Here is a 17735-nt window from a genome sequence, read left to right as displayed (position 1 = left end):
TCAGTCCGGATACGGGGGGAAATCCGCGGTCAGGTCCCGTACGTCGGCCCGTGCCGCGGCCGGGTCCGTGGTGCCGCGCAGCACCCCGGCGAGCAGCGTGGCCACTGCCCGCATCTCCCGCTCCCCCATGCCCTGCGTGGTCACCGCCGCCGTGCCCAGACGCAGGCCGCGGGCGTCGTCGTGCGGGAGTGCGCAGCAGTCCAGGACGATCCCGGCCGCCGCGAGCCGTCCCCGCGCGGTCTTGCCGTCGACGCCGAGCGGGGCGGGGTCGGCGGTGAGCAGGTGGGTGTCGGTGCCGCCGGTGGTGACGACCAGGCCCTCGGCCGCGAGGTGGGCGGCGAGCGCGCGGGCGTTGGCGACCACCTGGTGGGCGTAGGCGGCGTAGGCGGGGGTGGCCGCCTCGCCGAAGGCGACCGCCTTGGCGGCGATGGTGTGCATCTGCGCGCCGCCCTGTGTGAACGGGAAGACGGCCCGGTCCACCCGCTCGGCCAGTTCGCTTCCGCACAGGATCATGCCGCCACGGGGTCCGCGCAGCACCTTGTGCGTGGTGGCGCAGACGATGTCGGCGTACGGCACCGGGCTGGGCGCCGCTCCCCCGGCGACCAGTCCGATCGGGTGCGCGGCGTCCGCGACGAGGTGGGCACCCACCTCGTCTGCGATGTCACGGAAGGCGGCGTAGTCGAGGTGGCGGGGGTAGGCGATGGAGCCGCAGACGATCGCCTTGGGCCGGCGGGCGCGGGCCAGGGTGCGGACCTGGTCGTAGTCGATGAGCCCGGTCTCCGCGTCCACGCCGTAGCCGACGAAGTCGAACCAGCGGCCGGAGAAGTTCGCCGGTGAGCCGTGGGTGAGGTGGCCGCCGTACGGCAAGCCGAGGGCGAGGACGGTGTCGCCGGGGCGCAGCAGGGCGGCGTAGGCGGCCAGGACGGCGGAGGAGCCGGAGTGGGGCTGCACGTTGGCGTGCTCGGCGCCGAAGAGGGCCCGGGCGCGGTCGGCGGCCAGCCGCTCGGCGACGTCGACGATCTCGCAGCCGCCGTGGTGGCGGGCGCCCGGGTAGCCCTCGGCGTACTTGTTGGCCAGCGGGGAGCCGAGTGCGGCCAGCACGGCGGGGGACGTGAAGTTCTCGGCGGCGATCAGCTGCAGGGTCGTCGACTGCCGGCGGTCTTCGGCGTACAGGATCTCGGCCAGCTCGGGATCCTGGCGCGACAGGACTCCGAGTGAGCTGTCATCGGCCTCGAGGATGTCGTGGGTGACCGACATGGTGCGCTCCGGGCGTGCGTCGACGGTGACGTACGACCAATGTAGGCCCGGCACGGCGAAGCCGCCCGGCGTGCGCACAGGGATCCGCGCGGCCCTGCGACGGCGCGGGCGCGCTCGTCCCGACCGGGGACCCGTCGCGTGCCGGTTTGGCCCTACGCTCGCGCCGGAACGCCCGTCAGTGCCGTCACCACCGGGTCCAGCGCCTGGTGTATCTCGTCGCCGATGGAGCGGAAGAAGGTCAGCGGGGCGCCGTAGGGATCGTACACCTCGTCCGCCTCCGCCGTCGGGGCCAGCAGCCACCCGCGTAGAGCGGCGGCGGCGCGGACCAGGGCGCGTGCGCGGGTGACCACGCCGTCCTCCAGGGGCGGCAGCGTCGCCGGGTCGATGGCGTTCACCAGGCGGGTGAACTCCTTCAGCGTGAAGGTGCGCAGGCCCGCCGAGTGGCCCATGGAGATGACCTGGGCCCGGTGGTCCCGGGTCGCGGTGAGGACGAGGTCCGCGCGGATCACGTGCTCGTCGAGCAGCTCGCGGCCGGTGAACCCGGCCGGGTCGGCGCCGAAGTCCGTGAGGACGGTCTCGGCGTTCGCTTCCATGGGGGCGCCCTCGTGGCCCCAGGTCCCGGCGCTCTCCACGATCAGGCCGCCGCCGAGGACGCCGAGCCGCTCCTGCACCGCGTGCCGGGTCAGCCGCTCGGTGATGGGCGAGCGGCAGACGTTTCCGGTGCTGACGTGGAGGATGCGGAAGCTGTCGCGCGGAAGTCCGACGAACGTGGTCGTGATCTCCGCGGCGCGTTCCCCGTTGCCTATGCCACGCCCCGTCTCAGGGGCCGTCAATTCGCCACCTCGAGGTCGGGTACTACCTTCCGCAGCTCCTCCGCCGACAGCGCGCCCGCACGCAGCAGGACCGGCACCTCGCGGGTGACGTCGACGATGGACGACGGGACGTTGCCGGGGGTGGGGCCGCCGTCGAGGTAGACGGAGACGGAGTCGCCGAGCATCTGCTGGGCGGCGTCGCAGTCCTCGGGGGCCGGGTGGCCGGTCAGGTTGGCGGAGGAGACGGCCATGGGGCCGACCTCGGTGAGCAGCTCGATGGCGACGGGGTGCAGCGGCATCCGCACGGCGACCGTGCCGTGGGTCTCGCCGAGGTCCCACTGCAGGGACGGCTGGTGCTTGGCGACCAGGGTCAGCGCGCCGGGCCAGAAGGCGTCGACGAGTTCCCAGGCCATCTCGGAGAAGTCCGTGACCAGGCCGTGCAGGGTGTTGGGCGAGCCGATGAGGACCGGGGAGGGCATGTTGCGGCCGCGGCCCTTGGCCTCCAGCAGGTCGCCGACGGCCTCCGCGGTGAAGGCGTCGGCGCCGATGCCGTACACGGTGTCCGTCGGCAGCACCACGAGCTCGCCACGGCGGACGGCGGAGGCGGCCTCGCGCAGACCGGTCACCCGGTCGGTCGCGTCGTTGGTGTCGTAACGCCGTGCCATTTAGCTGGCCTCCTCGTACACGTACTGCGGGTTGGGAGTCGTCGGGGTGCTCACGGCAGCGCCTTGCGGGCCGTCGCGAACCTGGGCCGGTTGTTGAGGTCCGGGTGGTCGGCCGCGTCGGCCCAGCCCCGCTCCTCGGTGAAGATCCAGGGCACCTGGCCGCCCTGGGTGTCGGCGTGTTCGACGACGACCACGCCGCCGGGGCGCAGCAGGCGGTGCGCGGTGCGTTCCAGGCCGCGGATCAGGTCCAGTCCGTCCTCGCCGGAGAACAGGGCCAGCTCGGGGTCGTGGTCGCGGGCCTCGGGGGCGACGTACTCCCACTCGGTGAGCGGGATGTACGGCGGGTTGGAGACCACCAGGTCGACCTGGCCGTCGAGGTCCGGGAAGGCGGTCAGGGCGTCGCCCTGGCGCAGTTCGACCCTGGACCCCTCCATGTTCTTGCGCGTCCACTTCAGGGCGTCCTCGGACAGCTCCACGGCGTACACGCGCGAGCGCGGCACCTCCTGGGCGAGCGCGAGCGCGATGGCGCCCGAGCCGGTGCACAGGTCGACGATGCAGGGCTCGACGACGTCCATCGCGCGCACCGCGTCTATGGCCCAGCCGACGACCGACTCGGTCTCGGGGCGGGGCACGAAGACGCCGGGGCCGACCTGGAGCTCCAGGTAGCGGAAGTAAGCGCGGCCGGTGATGTGCTGCAGCGGCTCGCGCGCCTCCCGGCGGGCGACGACCTCCCAGTACCGGGCGTCGAAGTCGGCGTCCGGCACGGTGTGCAGCTCGCTCCGCTTGACGCCGTGGAGATGCGCGGCGAGCTCCTCCGCGTCGGTGCGCGGCGAGGGCACGCCGGCGTCGGCCAGCCGCTGGGTGGCCTGGGCCACCTCCGCGAGCAGCACACTGCGGGGGCTCGGGGGTCGCCCCCCGTGATGTAGCGGCACGCTGGTCCTCCGAGCTGTCGTACGGGGCGGTTACGCGGCGGCGAGCTTGGCCGCCGAGTCCGCGTCGACGCAGGCCTGGATCACCGAGTCGAGGTCGCCGTCCAGGACCTGGTCCAGGTTGTACGCCTTGAAGCCGACGCGGTGGTCCGAGATGCGGTTCTCCGGGAAGTTGTACGTGCGGATCTTCTCGGAGCGGTCGACGGTGCGGACCTGGCTGCGCCGGGCGTCCGCGGCCTCCTTCTCCGCCTCCTCCTGCGCCGCCGCGAGCAGCCTGGAGCGCAGGATACGCATCGCCTGCTCCTTGTTCTGCAGCTGGCTCTTCTCGTTCTGGCAGGAGGCGACGACTCCGGTCGGGATGTGCGTGATGCGCACGGCGGAGTCGGTGGTGTTGACGGACTGGCCGCCGGGTCCGGAGGAGCGGTAGACGTCGATGCGGAGGTCGTTGGGGTTGATCTCGACGTCGATCTCCTCGGCCTCGGGGGTCACGAGGACGCCCGCCGCGGAGGTGTGGATCCGGCCCTGGGACTCGGTGGCGGGCACGCGCTGCACGCGGTGCACGCCGCCCTCGTACTTCAGGCGCGCCCAGACGCCCTGGCCGGGCTCGGTGGCACCCTGGCCGCCCTTGGTCTTCACGGCGACCTGGACGTCCTTGTAGCCGCCCAGCTCGGACTCGGTGGAGTCGATGATCTCGGTCTTCCAGCCGACCCGCTCGGCGTAGCGCAGGTACATCCGCAGCAGGTCGCCGGCGAAGAGCGCCGACTCGTCGCCGCCGGCGCCGGCCTTGATCTCGAGGATGACGTCCTTGTCGTCGCTGGGGTCGCGCGGGACGAGCAGCAGACGCAGCTTCTCGGTGAGCTCGTCGCGCTGCTTGTCCAGCTCCTTGACCTCGTCGGCGAAGTCGGGGTCGTCGGCCGCGAACTCGCGCGCGGTCTCGATGTCGTCGCCGGTCTGCTTCCAGGAGCGGAACGTGGCGACGATCGGGGTCAGCTCGGCGTACCGCTTGTTCAGCTTGCGCGCGTTCGCCTGGTCGGAGTGGACCGACGGGTCGGCGAGCTTCTTCTCCAGGTCGGCGTGCTCGGCGACGAGTTCCTCGACGGCCTCGAACATCTTGGGCTCCTGCTACTGCGTGGGAAGGGAAGACGGGCGACCAAAAACGCCGGTCCCGGCGCTCCCCGGGCGGGGGATGCGGCCGTGGACCGGCGGTTGGAGGCTCGCTACTTCTTGGAGCCGGCGGCCTTGCCGAAGCGGGCCTCGAAGCGGGCCACGCGGCCACCGGTGTCGAGGATCTTCTGCTTGCCCGTGTAGAACGGGTGGCACTCGGAGCAGACCTCGGCGCGGATGGTGCCGCTCTCGATGGTGCTGCGGGTGGTGAACGACGCGCCACAGGTGCAGCTGACCTGCGTCTCGACGTACTCGGGGTGGATGTCGCGCTTCAAGGTGTCTCCTACTGTTCCGGGAGGGCGCCGGGTCGCAGCCGCGGGATGCGGGAGCGTGAACCGGAGCCGACGTACCAGTCTGCCAGGACTGGCGCCATCCCCCAAAACCGGGGGGCGCCGGGAACTATTCCCCGGTGTTGACGACGCCCTTGGCCTCGCCGGTGGCCGTTCCCTCGGTGGCCGACTTCGGGATCGGGCGGTCGTGCTTCAGGGCCGTCCAGACCTGGTCGGCCTTGGTCTTCTCCAGGAGCACCCGGTTCGGGTCCGCTGGATCGTAGACCACCGGCATGGTGACCATGTGCATCTTGTCCGGGCCGATGCCCTTCAGCCCGGTCGCGAAGGACATCAGCGAGTTCACCGAGCCGAGGTCGGAGTCGGTGGTCACGGTCTTGGTGGCGGTGTCGGCGATGTCGTACAGCTTCTTGGGGTTGCCGAGCAGGCCGATGTCCTTGACCTGGTCGACCAGGGCCTTGACGAAGGCCTGCTGGAGCTGGATGCGGCCGAGGTCGGAGCCGTCGCCGACGCCGTGCCGGGTGCGGACCAGGCCGAGGGCCTGCTCGCCGTCGAGCCGGTGGGTGCCGGCCCGGAGGTCGAGGTGGCTGTCGGGGTCCTTGATGTCCTCGGTGGTGGTGACCTCGACGCCGCCGAGGTCGTCGATGAGGTTCTGGAAGCCGCTGAAGTCGACCTCCAGGTAGTGGTCCATGCGCAGGCCGCTGATCGACTCGACGGTCTTCACGGCGCAGGCGGCGCCGCCGGTGGAGTAGGCGGAGTTGAACATCACGCCCTCGGCGGCGGGGTGGTCGGTGCCGTCGGTGTCGGTGCAGTCGGGGCGGTCGATGAGGGTGTCGCGCGGGATGGAGACCACGCTGGCCTTCTTGTGGCCCTTGTAGACGTGCACGATCATCGCCGTGTCCGAGCGGGCGGTGCCGTCGTCGGTGCCGCCGCCGAGCTTCTTGTTGCCGCCGGAGCGGGTGTCGGAGCCCAGGACCAGGATGTTCTCGGAGCCGTTGTCGGCCTTCTCGGGCCGGTCGGCACCGAGTGCCGCGTCGATGTCGACACTCGTGAGGTTGCCGTTGAGCTTGAAGTACAGGAATCCGGCTCCGGTGCCGCCCAGGACCACGATGCCGGCGGCGCTCCAGGCCGCGACGAGCAGGGCCTTGCGGCGGCCCGTTCTGGGCCTGCGGCGGCGGCCCTTGCCCCGGTGGCCGGGTTCGGGGGTGCGGGACTGGCCCGGGCCGGGTATCGCGGGATCCGGCGTGCTCTCGGCGGACATGGGCTCCTCGGTGTTCGTCCGGTCGGTTACCCCCTGCGTTCAGGGTCGGGGCGGCGGTCGGTTCCGGCGGGTTGGTGCAGGTACCTCACCATGGTCCCTCCGTAGCTCGGACGGCGGAACTCGGGACAGGGTTGCACAACGGACTGTGGCGAACCGGTGCAAAAACGGTGACGGAGCGTGTTCGCGGTGCGCGGGTCCGCGCCGCTGACCTGGGCGTCCGCGAGCACCGGCGCCGTCCCGGCGGGACGCCGACCGGGGCGTCCCGTGTGGCGAAGGTCGCAGCCGCGGTCCCGGTGAACGGCGAAGGGGCCGCCCCCGAGGCGGAGGCGGCCCCGGCGGGGAGCTCTGGCTCAGCCGAAGAGGTTGAACGCGTTCCAGCCGCCCCCGACCCGGGTGCGGGTCTTGAACGTCGCCGTGCCGGACTTCCCGGTGCCCTTGTACAGCCACATCACACCGGAGGTGTCGCGGGCGAGCAGGTCGGGCCGGCCGTCGCCGGTGAGGTCGCCGGCGGTGGCGAAGGCGCTGTAGACGGACCAGCCGCCGCCGACCCTGACCCGGCTGCCGAGGGCCGGCGCGGCCTTCCCGGTGCCCGGGTACAGCCACAGGACGCCGGAGCCGTCGCGCGCCAGCAGGTCGGGCCTGCCGTCGCGGTTGTAGTCGCCCTTGCCGGTGATCGTGTACGTGGCCCAGCCGCCGCCGATGCGGACCCGGCTGCCGAAGGTGCCGTCGCCCTTGCCGGGGTAGAGCCACAGGACGCCGTACTTGTCCTTGGCGACCAGGTCGGGCAGGGCGTCGCCGGAGAGGTCGCCCGGGACGCGGAGGTCCTTCATCACGTTCCAGCCGCCGCCGACGCGGATCGAGTCGTAGGCGTCGACCCCGTTGAAGGCGAGGGTGTACAGCACGCCGTCCGGGGCGCGGTACACGTAGTCCTGGTAGAAGTCGCGGTCCAGGTCGCCCTGGCGCACCAGGCTCACCCCGCCCCAGTCGCCGAGCGAGACGCGGTTGTCCAGGTACGGCCAGCTGTCGCCGAGGGAGTAGTACTCGTACGCCTCGCCACCGGGGGTGCGGGCGAAGAGGTCCGCGAGGCCGTCGAAGTCCAGGTCGGTGTCGTCGACGCGGGAGTTGACCTCACCGACGTAGGAGCTGACCTTGGCGTAGACGGCGTAGGCGCCCGAGGCGACGCAGTCCTCGACGCCCCAGGACACGACCCCGGCGATCCGGCCGTTGACCACGAGCGGGCCGCCGGAGTCGCCGTTGCACGGGGAGACCGTACCGGCGTCCTGGCCGGAGGCCGCGTCGCCGGCGCAGGCCATCTGCCCGGGCACGAAGTCGGAGCCCCAGTACGAGGTGCAGGAGGCGTCCGAGCGCATCGGCACGGTCGCCTTCTTCAGCGTCGGCGAGATGTCCTGGCTGGTGGAGCTGGTGCGCCCCCAGCCGTAGACCGTCGCCGGGGTCCCGTTGGCGTAGGAGGCGGTGTCGCCGCTCGTCGTCGGCCGCAGCGTCTTGTACGGCAGCGCCTCGGTCAGCGTGAGCACCGCCAGGTCGCCGCCCGAGGTGGTGCTCGGCCGGTAGGTGGGGTTGACCCACTGGCGCCATACGCCGGCCACCCGGCCGCCGTGCAGGTCGTCGCCGTCGGGCAGCTGGGCGGTGCCCGCGAGGACGGCTCCGTTCGCCGACCAGTCCAGGCCGTACACGCAGTGGGCGGCGGTGAGGACCTTCGCCGGGGCGACCAGGGTTCCGCCGCAGAAGTAGCCCTCGTCGTCGGCGGGGTCGTCGGTGCCCTTGTCGTCGTAGTAGTGCAGCTGCACCATCCACGGCGCCTCGGAGATCGACGCGTCCTTGCCGCCGATGATCTTCGGGTCGATCCTGCCGGAGGGGGCCTCGGCGCTCTCGGTGGCCTTCGGCTGCGCGCCGGGAGCGGTGTCGCCGTCCTGGAGGGCGGCCCCGGAGTCCTCGACCCGCTGCGCCAGCTCGGCCGGGGACGCGGTGGCGGGCCGTTCCGTGACGGCCGGCCGGGGCGGGACGGGGGTCCCGCCGGACGCATGGGCGGGGGCGGCCGCGAGGACCGCGCCCGACAGGGCGAGTGCGGCGGTGGCCGCGGGAAGAGCCAGCCGGGCTCTGCGAGGGGTAGATGTCACTCAGGTCTCCTGTCGCTGTAGGCGCAGGCAGGAGAGAAGCGCCCGGCGGGCGGCAGGGTCCGTGAAGGCAGCACGGACCGCCGGTTGCCCCGTGGGCGTATCCGAAAATACGTTCCCCCCCACTGCGGTGTGCTGATCCTACAAGCCGAAGGTCCCGCCCCGTCACCGGTGTGACGAAGCGGGACCTCGGGCTGCGATCCGGAGGACCGGCGGTGGCTCAGTCGCCGTTGCCGGGCGTCGGGGTCGTCTTCTGGATCTGCATCAGGAACTCGGCGTTCGACTTGGTCTGCTTCATCTTGTCGAGGAGCAGTTCGATCGCCTGCTGCTGGTCGAGCGCGTGCAGCACGCGGCGCAGCTTCCAGGTGATGGCGAGCTCGTCGCTGCCGAGCAGGATCTCCTCCTTGCGGGTGCCGGACGCGTCGACGTCCACCGCAGGGAAGATGCGCTTGTCGGCGAGCTTCCGGTCGAGCTTGAGCTCGGCGTTGCCGGTGCCCTTGAACTCCTCGAAGATGACCTCGTCCATGCGGGAGCCGGTGTCCACCAGGGCGGTGGCGAGGATGGTCAGCGAGCCGCCGTCCTCGATGTTGCGGGCCGCACCGAAGAAGCGCTTCGGCGGGTACAGGGCGGTCGAGTCGACACCACCGGACAGGATGCGGCCGGAGGCCGGGGCGGCGAGGTTGTACGCACGGCCCAGACGCGTGATCGAGTCGAGCAGCACGACGACGTCGTGACCCAGCTCCACCAGACGCTTGGCGCGCTCGATGGCCAGCTCGGCGACCGTGGTGTGGTCCTCGGCCGGGCGGTCGAAGGTCGAGGAGATGACCTCGCCCTTCACCGACCGCTGCATGTCGGTGACCTCTTCCGGACGCTCGTCGACCAGGACGACCATCAGGTGGCACTCGGGGTTGTTGTGCGTGATCGCGTTGGCGATCGCCTGCATGATCATGGTCTTGCCGGTCTTCGGCGGGGCCACGATCAGACCGCGCTGGCCCTTACCGATCGGCGCGACGAGGTCGATGATGCGGGTGGTGAGGACGCCGGGGTCCGTCTCCAGACGGAGGCGGTCCTGCGGGTACAGGGGGGTGAGCTTGTTGAACTCCGGGCGGCCGCGGCCGTGTTCGGGGGCCATGCCGTTGACCGAGTCCAGGCGCACCAGCGCGTTGAACTTCTCGCGGCGCTCGCCCTCCTTGGGCTGGCGCACGGCACCGGTGAGGTGGTCGCCCTTGCGCAGGCCGTTCTTGCGGACCTGGGCGAGGGAGACGTACACGTCGTTGGGGCCGGGCAGGTAGCCGGAGGTCCGGATGAACGCGTAGTTGTCGAGGATGTCGAGGATGCCGGCGACCGGGATGAGGACGTCGTCCTCGTTGATCTGCGGCTCCTGGATCTCGTCGCGGCCGCGACGGCCCCGGCGGTCCCGGTAACGGCCCCGGCGCCCGCGGCGGCCGCCGCCGTCGTCGTCGTAGCCGTCGTCGTGCTGCTGACGGTCCTGGCGCCCGCCACCCTGCTGCTGGCGGTCCTGACGGCCGCCGCCCTGGTTCTGGTCATCGCCCTTGTTGCGCCGGTCGCGGCCGCCGCGGTCACCGCGGTCACCGCGGTCGCCCCGGTCACGGCGGTCGCGACGGCGGCCCTCGCCGCCCTCGCCGTCGGAACGGGCGTCGCCCTGGCCCTGCTGCTGCGACTGCTGCTGGCCCGAGGCGTCGGTCTTCTGCTCGGCGCGGGCCTCGACGGCCACCGTGTCGGTGCCGCCGGACGGGCTGCCCGCGTCGGCGGTGGCCCGGCGACGACGGCGCTCGGAGGGGGCGTCGTCGGCGGGGGCGGCCTGCTCGGCGGCGTTGACCTTGGGGGACGGCTGACCGGGGATCTCGATCTGCTGCTGGGCGGCGGCCTTGTCGGCGTCCGCCTTGTCAGCCTTCTTGTCGGCCTTGCCGGCCTTCTCCGCCCGCTCCGCCTTCTCGGCGGGGGCCGCGTCGCCCGTACGGGCCCGGGAGGTGCTGCGGCGCTTCGGCTTGGTCTCGCCGGCGGTGTCCGCGGCGGCGGGCGCGGCCTTGGCGGGGGCTCCCCCCGCGGCCTGCGCCTCCTTGATGACCTCGATCAGCTGGCTCTTGCGCATCCGCGCGGTGCCCCTGATGCCGAGGCCGGATGCGACCTGCTGCAGCTCGGCCAGCACCATGCCCTCGAGGCCGGTACCGCGGCGCCGCCGGGAGCCGGCACCGGTGGCAGGCGCGGAGGCGTCCGTGGCGGGCGCGGCAGCGGTCTCCTCGACACGTGCGCCCATCAGATCGGTGGTGTCGCTCACGAAGGGTCCTTCCCTGGAGCGGACGTCGGCCTGTCTGGCTCGGCGACCGGTTGTGCTGTCCGGCTTCGGTCCTTGCTGTGCGAACCGTGCCGGGGCGGTGGTCCGCCTGAACGGCGGAAGAGATATCTGGTGATGGCGCTTCCCCTAGCCGTGGCACCCGGTGTCTGTGTCCTGCGGCGTGGTCGCACCGGTTCCGAAACTCCCCCAGAGGGGGTGACCCCCACTGGTGGGCCGCTCAATGCCCGTGTCGGCCGTACTGATCACGTACGACATCCACTGCACGATGCGGCTTGGGGGGCTCCCGGAAGAATGTCTGTCCCGGACGGGGACACGAGGCACCTCGCCATGGTGGGGTCGGGTGCAGACTTGAGGTTAACACTACCGGATCCAACAAACATTCCCCCTCTCGAAATCCGGCAACCGCTTGCGCGTCTAAATGTCGCCGGATGTCGCCAGCGGCAGGACACTCGCGCCCTGCCCGTCCAGGCTGAGCCGGTTGGCCGCCCAGTCCGTTCCGGCCAGCGCCTCGACCTTGTCGGCCGTGTCGGCGTCGGCCAGGGCCATCACCGTGGGTCCCGCGCCCGAGATCACCGCGGGGATGCCGTCGCCGCGCAGCCGCTCCACCAGCGCCGCGCTCTCCGGCATGGCCGGTGCGCGGTACTCCTGGTGCAGGCGGTCCTCGGTGGCCGGCAGCAGCAGCTCGGGGCGCCTGGTGAGGGCCTCGACGAGCAGCGCGGCGCGGCCGGCGTTGGCGGCGGCGTCGACGTGCGGGACGCTGCGCGGGAGCAGTCCGCGCGCCGTCTGGGTCAGTACCGGCTTTCCGGGCACGAAAACCACCGGAACGATGGAATCGGCCGGCTCCATCCTGATCGCCCGGGCGGCGCCGGACTCCATCCAGGACAGGGTGAAACCGCCGAGCAGACAGGCCGCCACGTTGTCCGGGTGGCCCTCGATCTCGGTGGCGAGGTCGAGCAGCGCGGCGTCGTCGAGGCGGGCCTCGCCGCCTATGGTCACCGCGCGCGCGGCGACGATGCCGGCGCAGATGGCGGCGGAGGAGGAGCCGAGGCCGCGGCCGTGCGGGATGCGGTTGGCGCAGACGATCTCCAGGCCGCGCGGCTGTCCGCCGAGCAGGTCGAAGGCGGTGCGCAGGGAGCGGACGAGGAGGTGCTTCTCGTCGCGCGGGAGGGTCTCGCTGCCCTCACCCGCGATGTCGATGTGCAGCCCGGAGTCGGCCACCCGGACGACCACGTCGTCGTACAGACCCAGCGCGAGGCCCAGGGCGTCGAAGCCCGGACCGAGATTGGCGCTGGTGGCGGGGACGCGCACCCTGACGGCGGCGGCGCGGAACGCTGGACCGGCCATCGCTAGATGACTCTCCTTGAGCTGCGGGACTGTCGAATGACATTCGATGACGTACGGGACCCTGGGCTCGCCGCTCCTTGTCGAACGGCCGGCCCGTACCGACCGCGGAGACAGCGCGGCACCGCGGCATATGCGGCAGGCGGGTTAGGTACAGCCTATCGAAGGAAGGTTCTGTGGCGACATAGGGCGCACAGGAGGCGCACGATGCGTGTCGTAAGCCCCTTGTGCACCCCCCGTATGTGGCTTTCCCGGCTGAGCGTCGCTTACGCCCTCATACGCCGGTCGCGTGTCACACGAGGCCGAGCCGCTCGGCCGCCGTCGCCGCGTCGACCGGGACGGTGACCGGCTGCGGGGCGCCCGCGACGGCCCAGTCCGGGTCCTTGAGCCCGTTGCCGGTGACGGTGCACACGATGCGCTGCCCCGGGTCGACCTTGCCCTGCTCGGCGGCCTTCAGCAGACCGGCCACCGACGCGGCGGACGCGGGCTCCACGAAGACGCCCTCCTGGGAGGCCAACAGCCGGTAGGCGCGCAGGATCTCACGGTCCGTCACCTCGTCGATGGCGCCGCCCGACTCGTCCCGCGCGGCAAGCGCGAAGTCCCAGGAGGCGGGGTTGCCGATCCGGATGGCGGTGGCGATGGTCGAGGGGTCCTTGACGACCTCGCCGCGCACGATCGGGGCGGAGCCGGAGGCCTGGAACCCCCACATGCGGGGCCGCTTCGTGCTGACCCCGTCGGCGGCGTACTCCTGGTACCCCTTCCAGTACGCGGTGATGTTGCCCGCGTTGCCCACCGGGAGGACGTGGATGTCGGGCGCGTCGCCGAGCATGTCGACGATCTCGAAGGCGGCCGTCTTCTGCCCCTCGATACGCACCGGGTTGACCGAATTGACCAGGGCCACGGGGTAGTTGTCGCTGAGCGCGCGGGCCAGCGTGAGGCAGTCGTCGAAGTTGCCGTCGACCTGGAGGATCTTGGCGCCGTGTACGAGGGCCTGGCCCATCTTGCCGAGCGCGATCTTGCCCTGCGGCACGAGCACCGCGGAGACCATGCCGGCGCGCACACCGTAGGCGGCGGCGGAGGCGGAGGTGTTCCCGGTGGACGCGCAGATGACGGCCTGCGCGCCCTCCTCCTTCGCCCTGCTGATGGCCATGGTCATGCCGCGGTCCTTGAAGGACCCGGTGGGGTTCGCCCCTTCGACCTTGAGGTGGACCTCGCAGCCCGTGCGCTCGGAGAGCACCTGCGCGGGCACGAGCGGGGTGCCGCCCTCGCGGAGCGTCACGACGGGCGTGCTGTCGGAGACGGGCAGCCGGTCCCGGTACTCCTCGATGATTCCGCGCCACTGGTGGGTCATTGCTGGTTACTCTCCTTCAACCCGCATGATGCTGGCGACACCCCGCACGGTGTCGAGCTTGCGCAGCGCCTCGACCGTACCGCCGAGGGCGGCGTCGGACGCGCGGTGGGTGACGACGACGAGGGAGGCCTCGCCGTCCTTGCCGGACTGCCGCACGGTGTCGATGGAGACACCGTGCTCCGCGAACACGGTCGCCACCTGGGCGAGAACGCCCGGTTTGTCGGCCACGTCGAGGCTGATGTGGTAGCGCGTGACGACGTCGCCCATCGGGGAGACGGGCAGCGCGGCGTACGCGGACTCACCGGGTCCGGTGGCGCCGCCGATCCGGTTGCGGCACACGGCCACCAGGTCACCGAGGACGGCGGACGCGGTCGGTGAACCGCCGGCCCCGGGCCCGTAGAACATGAGCTGGCCGGCGGCCTCGGACTCCACGAACACGGCGTTGTACGCCTCGCGCACGTTGGCCAGCGGATGACTGAGCGGGATCATCGCGGGGTGCACGCGCGCTGTGACCGATCCCCCGTCCGCCGCCCGCTCGCAGATGGCGAGCAGCTTGATGGTGCAGCCCATCTCCTTGGCGGAGGCGAAGTCGGCGGCGGTGACCTCGGTCATGCCCTCGCGGTAGACGTCGTCGAGGCGCACGCGCGTGTGGAAGGCGATCCCGGCGAGGATGGCGGCCTTGGCGGCGGCGTCGAAGGCCTCCACGTCGGCGGTCGGGTCGGCCTCGGCGTACCCGAGGGCGGTGGCCTCGTCGAGCGCCTCCTGATAGCCGGCCCCGGTCGAGTCCATGGCATCGAGGATGAAGTTGGTCGTCCCGTTGACGATGCCGAGCACCCGGTTGACCTTGTCGCCGGCGAGGGACTCGCGCAGCGGCCGGATCAGCGGGATGGCACCGGCGACGGCGGCCTCGTAGTAGAGGTCCTTGCCGTGCTCGTCGGCGGCGGCGTGCAGGGCGGCGCCGTCCTGGGCGATGAGCGCCTTGTTGGCGGAGACGACGGAGGCGCCGTGCGCGAAGGCGGTGGTGATGAGCGTACGGGCGGGCTCGATCCCGCCGATCACCTCGACGACGACGTCGATGTCCCCGCGCTTGACGAGCGCGGTGGCGTCCGTGGTCACCAGGGCCGGGTCGATCCCTTCCCGCACCTTGTCAGGCCGCCGTACGGCCACGCCCGCGAGCTCCACGGGGGCCCCGATCCGGGCGGCGAGGTCGGCGGCGTGCGTCGTCATGATGCGCGCCACCTCTGAGCCGACCACTCCACAGCCCAGCAGCGCCACCTTCAGCGGACGCGTACGCATCATCCGACCTCGTTTCCTCTTACCGTCTACGGTTGGACCAGTCTCACGCACCGGACGGGATTTTCTGCCTTTCGTCCGGATCGTGAGACGTTTATTTCATTTTCGGACGGGGTACGGGCCGAAGGATCTTCACGAAGGATCTCCGCCCGCCCCCCTTCCTCCCCCGGGGTGCGTCACCCGACGTCGAGACGGAGCAGATCCTCCTCGGTCTCCCGCCGCACGATCACCCGCGCCTCGCCGTCCCGCACGGCGACGACCGGCGGACGCAGCACGTGGTTGTAGTTGCTGGCCATGGAACGGCAGTACGCCCCCGTCGCCGGTACGGCGATGAGGTCCCCGGGTGCCAGGTCCCCCGGCAGGAAGGCGTCCTTGACCACGATGTCCCCGCTCTCGCAGTGCTTGCCCACGACGCGCACGAGCATCGGCTCGGCGTCGGAGGTGCGGGAGGCGAGGGCGACGCTGTACTCGGCGTCGTACAGCGCGGTCCGGATGTTGTCCGACATCCCGCCGTCGACGGAGACGTAGGTCCGCAGCCCGTCGAGCGGCTTGACGGTGCCGACCTCGTACAGGGTGAAGGCGGTCGGCCCCACGATGGCCCGCCCGGGCTCGACGGAGATGCGCGGGGTGGCGAGGCGGGCGGCCTCGCACTCCCGCGTCACGATCTCGGTCAGCGCCTTGGCGATCTCGTGCGGCTCGCGGGGGTCGTCGTCACTGGTGTACGCGATTCCGAGCCCGCCGCCGAGGTCGATCTCGGGCAGCTCGACCCCGTGCTCGTCCCGGATGTCCTTGAGCAGCCCCACCACGCGGTGCGCGGCGACCTCGAAGCCCGACATGTCGAAGATCTGCGAGCCGATGTGGGAGTGGATCCCGATGACCTCGAGCCCGTCGAGCTGCAGCGCCCGCCGCACGGCCTCGGCGGCCTGCCCGCCGGCCAGCGGAATGCCGAACTTCTGGTCCTCGTGCGCGGTGGCGATGAACTCGTGCGTGTGGGCCTCGACGCCGACGGTGATCCGGATCTGCACCCGCTGCCGCTTGCCGAGGGTCTGGGCGATGTGGGCGACCCGCACGATCTCCTGGAAGGAGTCGAGCACGATCCGCCCCACCCCGGCCCGGACGGCGCGCTCGATCTCCTCCGGCGACTTGTTGTTCCCGTGGAAGGCGATCCGCTCGGCGGGCATCCCGGCGGAGAGCGCGGTGGCCAGCTCGCCCCCGGAACACACGTCGAGGTTGAGCCCCTCCTCGTGCAGCCACCGCACGACGGCGCGCGACAGGAAGGCCTTCCCGGCGTAGAACACGTCGGCGTCGTTGCCGAAGGCGGTGCGCCAGGCGCGCGCCCGGTCCCGGAAGTCGGCCTCGTCGAGGACGTAGGCGGGGGTGCCGTACTCCTCGGCGAGCTGCGTGACGGCGATCCCGCCGACGGTGACGACACCGTCCGCGTCCCGTCCGACGGTGTGGGCCCAGACCTTGGGGTCGAGGGCGTTCAGGTCCTCGGCCGGGGCGGCGTAGTGCCCCTCGGGCAGGACATCGGCGTGACGGGGCCCGGCGGGGTGTGCGGAACGGCTCATGGCGTCTTCTGCGCTCTCTCAGAGGTGGTCGGGTGCGTCGATGCCGAGGAGGTCCAGGCCGCCGGCCAGCACCGCCCCGACGGCTTCGGCAAGCGCCAGCCGGGCTCGGTGGGCGGCCGAGGGTTTCTCCCCACCGCGCGGCAGCACGGTGAGCAGGAAGGGCAGCGCGGCGTCGGCGACGGCCACGAGATGCCGGGCGAGCCGGTCGGGTGCGCGGTGCTCCGCGGCGGCGGCGAGGACGCGGGGGTGGTCGGCGAGGGCGGCGAGGAGTACCGGCGCGGCGTCTGCGAGGGGGGTGGTGCCGGTGGGGGTGCCGGGGGCGCTGCCGGTGAGGGGTCCGGTGACCGGGCCGGTCGGGGTGCCGGTGTCGCCGCCGGTGACGGGGCCGGTCTGGTTGCCTGAGCCGCCGCTGCCGGTGACAGAGCCGGCCAGGGTGCCGGAGCCGGCGCTACCGGCGACGGGGCCGGTGGGGGTGCCAGAGCCGCTGCCGGTGCCGGTCGGGATGCCGGAGCCGTCGCTACCAGTGCAGGTGACGGGGCCGGGGTCGGCGGTGAAGCCGAGGTCGGCGGCGTTGCGCGTGGCGGCGCGGGCGCGGGCGTGGGCGTACCGCACGCGGAAGAGGGGGTTGCTCTCCCGCTGGACGAGGTGCTCGTCGCCGGTACGGGGGCGGTCGTGGGCCGCGGGATGGAGGAGGGCCCAGCGTCCGGCGTCGCGGCCGAGGGACATCAGGTCGGCGGTCTCGGAGGCGGGGACGGGCACGGGCCGGACATCGACGGGCAGCTCGGCGGGGGCGCGCCCGACGGCGTCGACCGTCACCTCGAGGACGGAGGCCCAGACGTCCTCGAACCCCTCGGCGGTCACGCGGACGAGGGCGCCCTGGGAGCGGAGCAACCGCGCCGACACCTCGGCGACGACGACGGCACGCAGGTCGTGGGGGCAGTGAAGCTGCAGGACACGTCCGTCCGACTGGTCGGCATACCCGTACCGGACCCCACGGCGCAGGATCTCGCCGACGAGCCCGACGCCTGCGGCGGCCCGGTCGAGACTGATGTTGAGGAATCCCGGCCCGGTGAGGACGACGTCGGTGATCCCGTCCGTGCCGACCAGGTAGGGGCGCAGCACCTCGGCGACCCGGAACGGCGTCTGCCCGGCCGGCCGGGCCAGCTGGAGGGCGATGCTGGTGGCGTAGTCCCCGCACCCTCCGGGCCCCGGCGGCGCGACCACGGCCCGCGTCGGCACGGCCACGCTCAGCTCCCCCGCGTCAACGGCGCGACGCACGGCGTGCAGCACGGTGCGGGAGAGCTCGACGGGGGTCACGGGACAAGCGTATGGGAGGAGGGGGGTGGCCAGGCGAA

The 17735-nt window shown here is 72.2% G+C and carries 14 protein-coding genes; all 14 read right to left on the bottom strand.

Annotation, left to right across the window (positions count from 1 at the left end):
- Positions 1–1257: a serine hydroxymethyltransferase gene (gene glyA, locus AB0P07_RS21515; protein ID WP_365552936.1), complete on the bottom strand. Its 1257-nt coding sequence runs from the start codon at positions 1255–1257 to the stop codon at positions 1–3.
- A 152-nt stretch (positions 1258–1409) separates the two neighbouring features.
- Positions 1410–2090, bottom strand: a complete 681-nt coding sequence (locus tag AB0P07_RS21510) for a low molecular weight phosphatase family protein (protein ID WP_030402740.1) — start codon at positions 2088–2090, stop codon at positions 1410–1412.
- Positions 2087–2734: an L-threonylcarbamoyladenylate synthase gene (locus tag AB0P07_RS21505; protein ID WP_365552792.1), complete on the bottom strand. Its 648-nt coding sequence runs from the start codon at positions 2732–2734 to the stop codon at positions 2087–2089. Before AB0P07_RS21505 ends, AB0P07_RS21510 begins: the two co-directional genes overlap by 4 nt.
- 50 nt (positions 2735–2784) lie before the next feature.
- On the bottom strand, positions 2785–3624 hold the full coding sequence (gene prmC / locus AB0P07_RS21500) for a peptide chain release factor N(5)-glutamine methyltransferase (RefSeq protein WP_222513888.1): 840 nt from the start codon (positions 3622–3624) through the stop codon (positions 2785–2787).
- A 72-nt stretch (positions 3625–3696) separates the two neighbouring features.
- Positions 3697–4773 (bottom strand): peptide chain release factor 1, encoded by a 1077-nt coding sequence (gene prfA, locus AB0P07_RS21495; protein ID WP_365552790.1) that lies wholly within the window; start codon positions 4771–4773, stop codon positions 3697–3699.
- Between the two features lie 107 nt (positions 4774–4880).
- The gene (rpmE, locus tag AB0P07_RS21490) at positions 4881–5102 is read right to left on the bottom strand and encodes a 50S ribosomal protein L31 (protein WP_015657814.1); all 222 of its coding nucleotides are present in this window, start codon (positions 5100–5102) and stop codon (positions 4881–4883) included.
- A gap of 124 nt (positions 5103–5226) precedes the next feature.
- Positions 5227–6375, bottom strand: a complete 1149-nt coding sequence (locus tag AB0P07_RS21485) for an LCP family protein (protein WP_365552787.1) — start codon at positions 6373–6375, stop codon at positions 5227–5229.
- 350 nt (positions 6376–6725) lie between these two features.
- Entirely contained in the window at positions 6726–8513 is a 1788-nt protein-coding gene (locus AB0P07_RS21480) for a trypsin-like serine protease (RefSeq protein WP_365552785.1), read from the bottom strand.
- Between the two features lie 217 nt (positions 8514–8730).
- Positions 8731–10809: a transcription termination factor Rho gene (rho, locus tag AB0P07_RS21475; RefSeq protein WP_365552783.1), complete on the bottom strand. Its 2079-nt coding sequence runs from the start codon at positions 10807–10809 to the stop codon at positions 8731–8733.
- 432 nt (positions 10810–11241) lie between these two features.
- Positions 11242–12171: a homoserine kinase gene (gene thrB, locus AB0P07_RS21470; RefSeq protein WP_061442531.1), complete on the bottom strand. Its 930-nt coding sequence runs from the start codon at positions 12169–12171 to the stop codon at positions 11242–11244.
- Positions 12172–12460: 289 nt separating this feature from the next.
- Positions 12461–13519, bottom strand: coding sequence for a threonine synthase (gene thrC / locus AB0P07_RS21465; protein ID WP_365552781.1), 1059 nt, complete (start codon positions 13517–13519; stop codon positions 12461–12463).
- Between the two features lie 6 nt (positions 13520–13525).
- Positions 13526–14818: a homoserine dehydrogenase gene (locus AB0P07_RS21460; protein WP_167751864.1), complete on the bottom strand. Its 1293-nt coding sequence runs from the start codon at positions 14816–14818 to the stop codon at positions 13526–13528.
- A 170-nt stretch (positions 14819–14988) separates the two neighbouring features.
- Positions 14989–16380, bottom strand: coding sequence for a diaminopimelate decarboxylase (lysA, locus tag AB0P07_RS21455; protein ID WP_365552778.1), 1392 nt, complete (start codon positions 16378–16380; stop codon positions 14989–14991).
- Positions 16381–16398: 18 nt separating this feature from the next.
- Complete coding sequence (gene nrtL / locus AB0P07_RS21450; protein ID WP_365552776.1) at positions 16399–17697, bottom strand: ArgS-related anticodon-binding protein NrtL; 1299 nt, start codon at positions 17695–17697, stop codon at positions 16399–16401.
- Positions 17698–17735 lie beyond the last annotated feature (38 nt).

It is taken from the genome of Streptomyces sp. NPDC085944 (genome assembly GCF_040686295.1).
Lineage (GTDB): Bacteria > Actinomycetota > Actinomycetes > Streptomycetales > Streptomycetaceae > Streptomyces > Streptomyces salinarius.
This window is presented reverse-complemented; position numbering and strand designations above follow the sequence as displayed.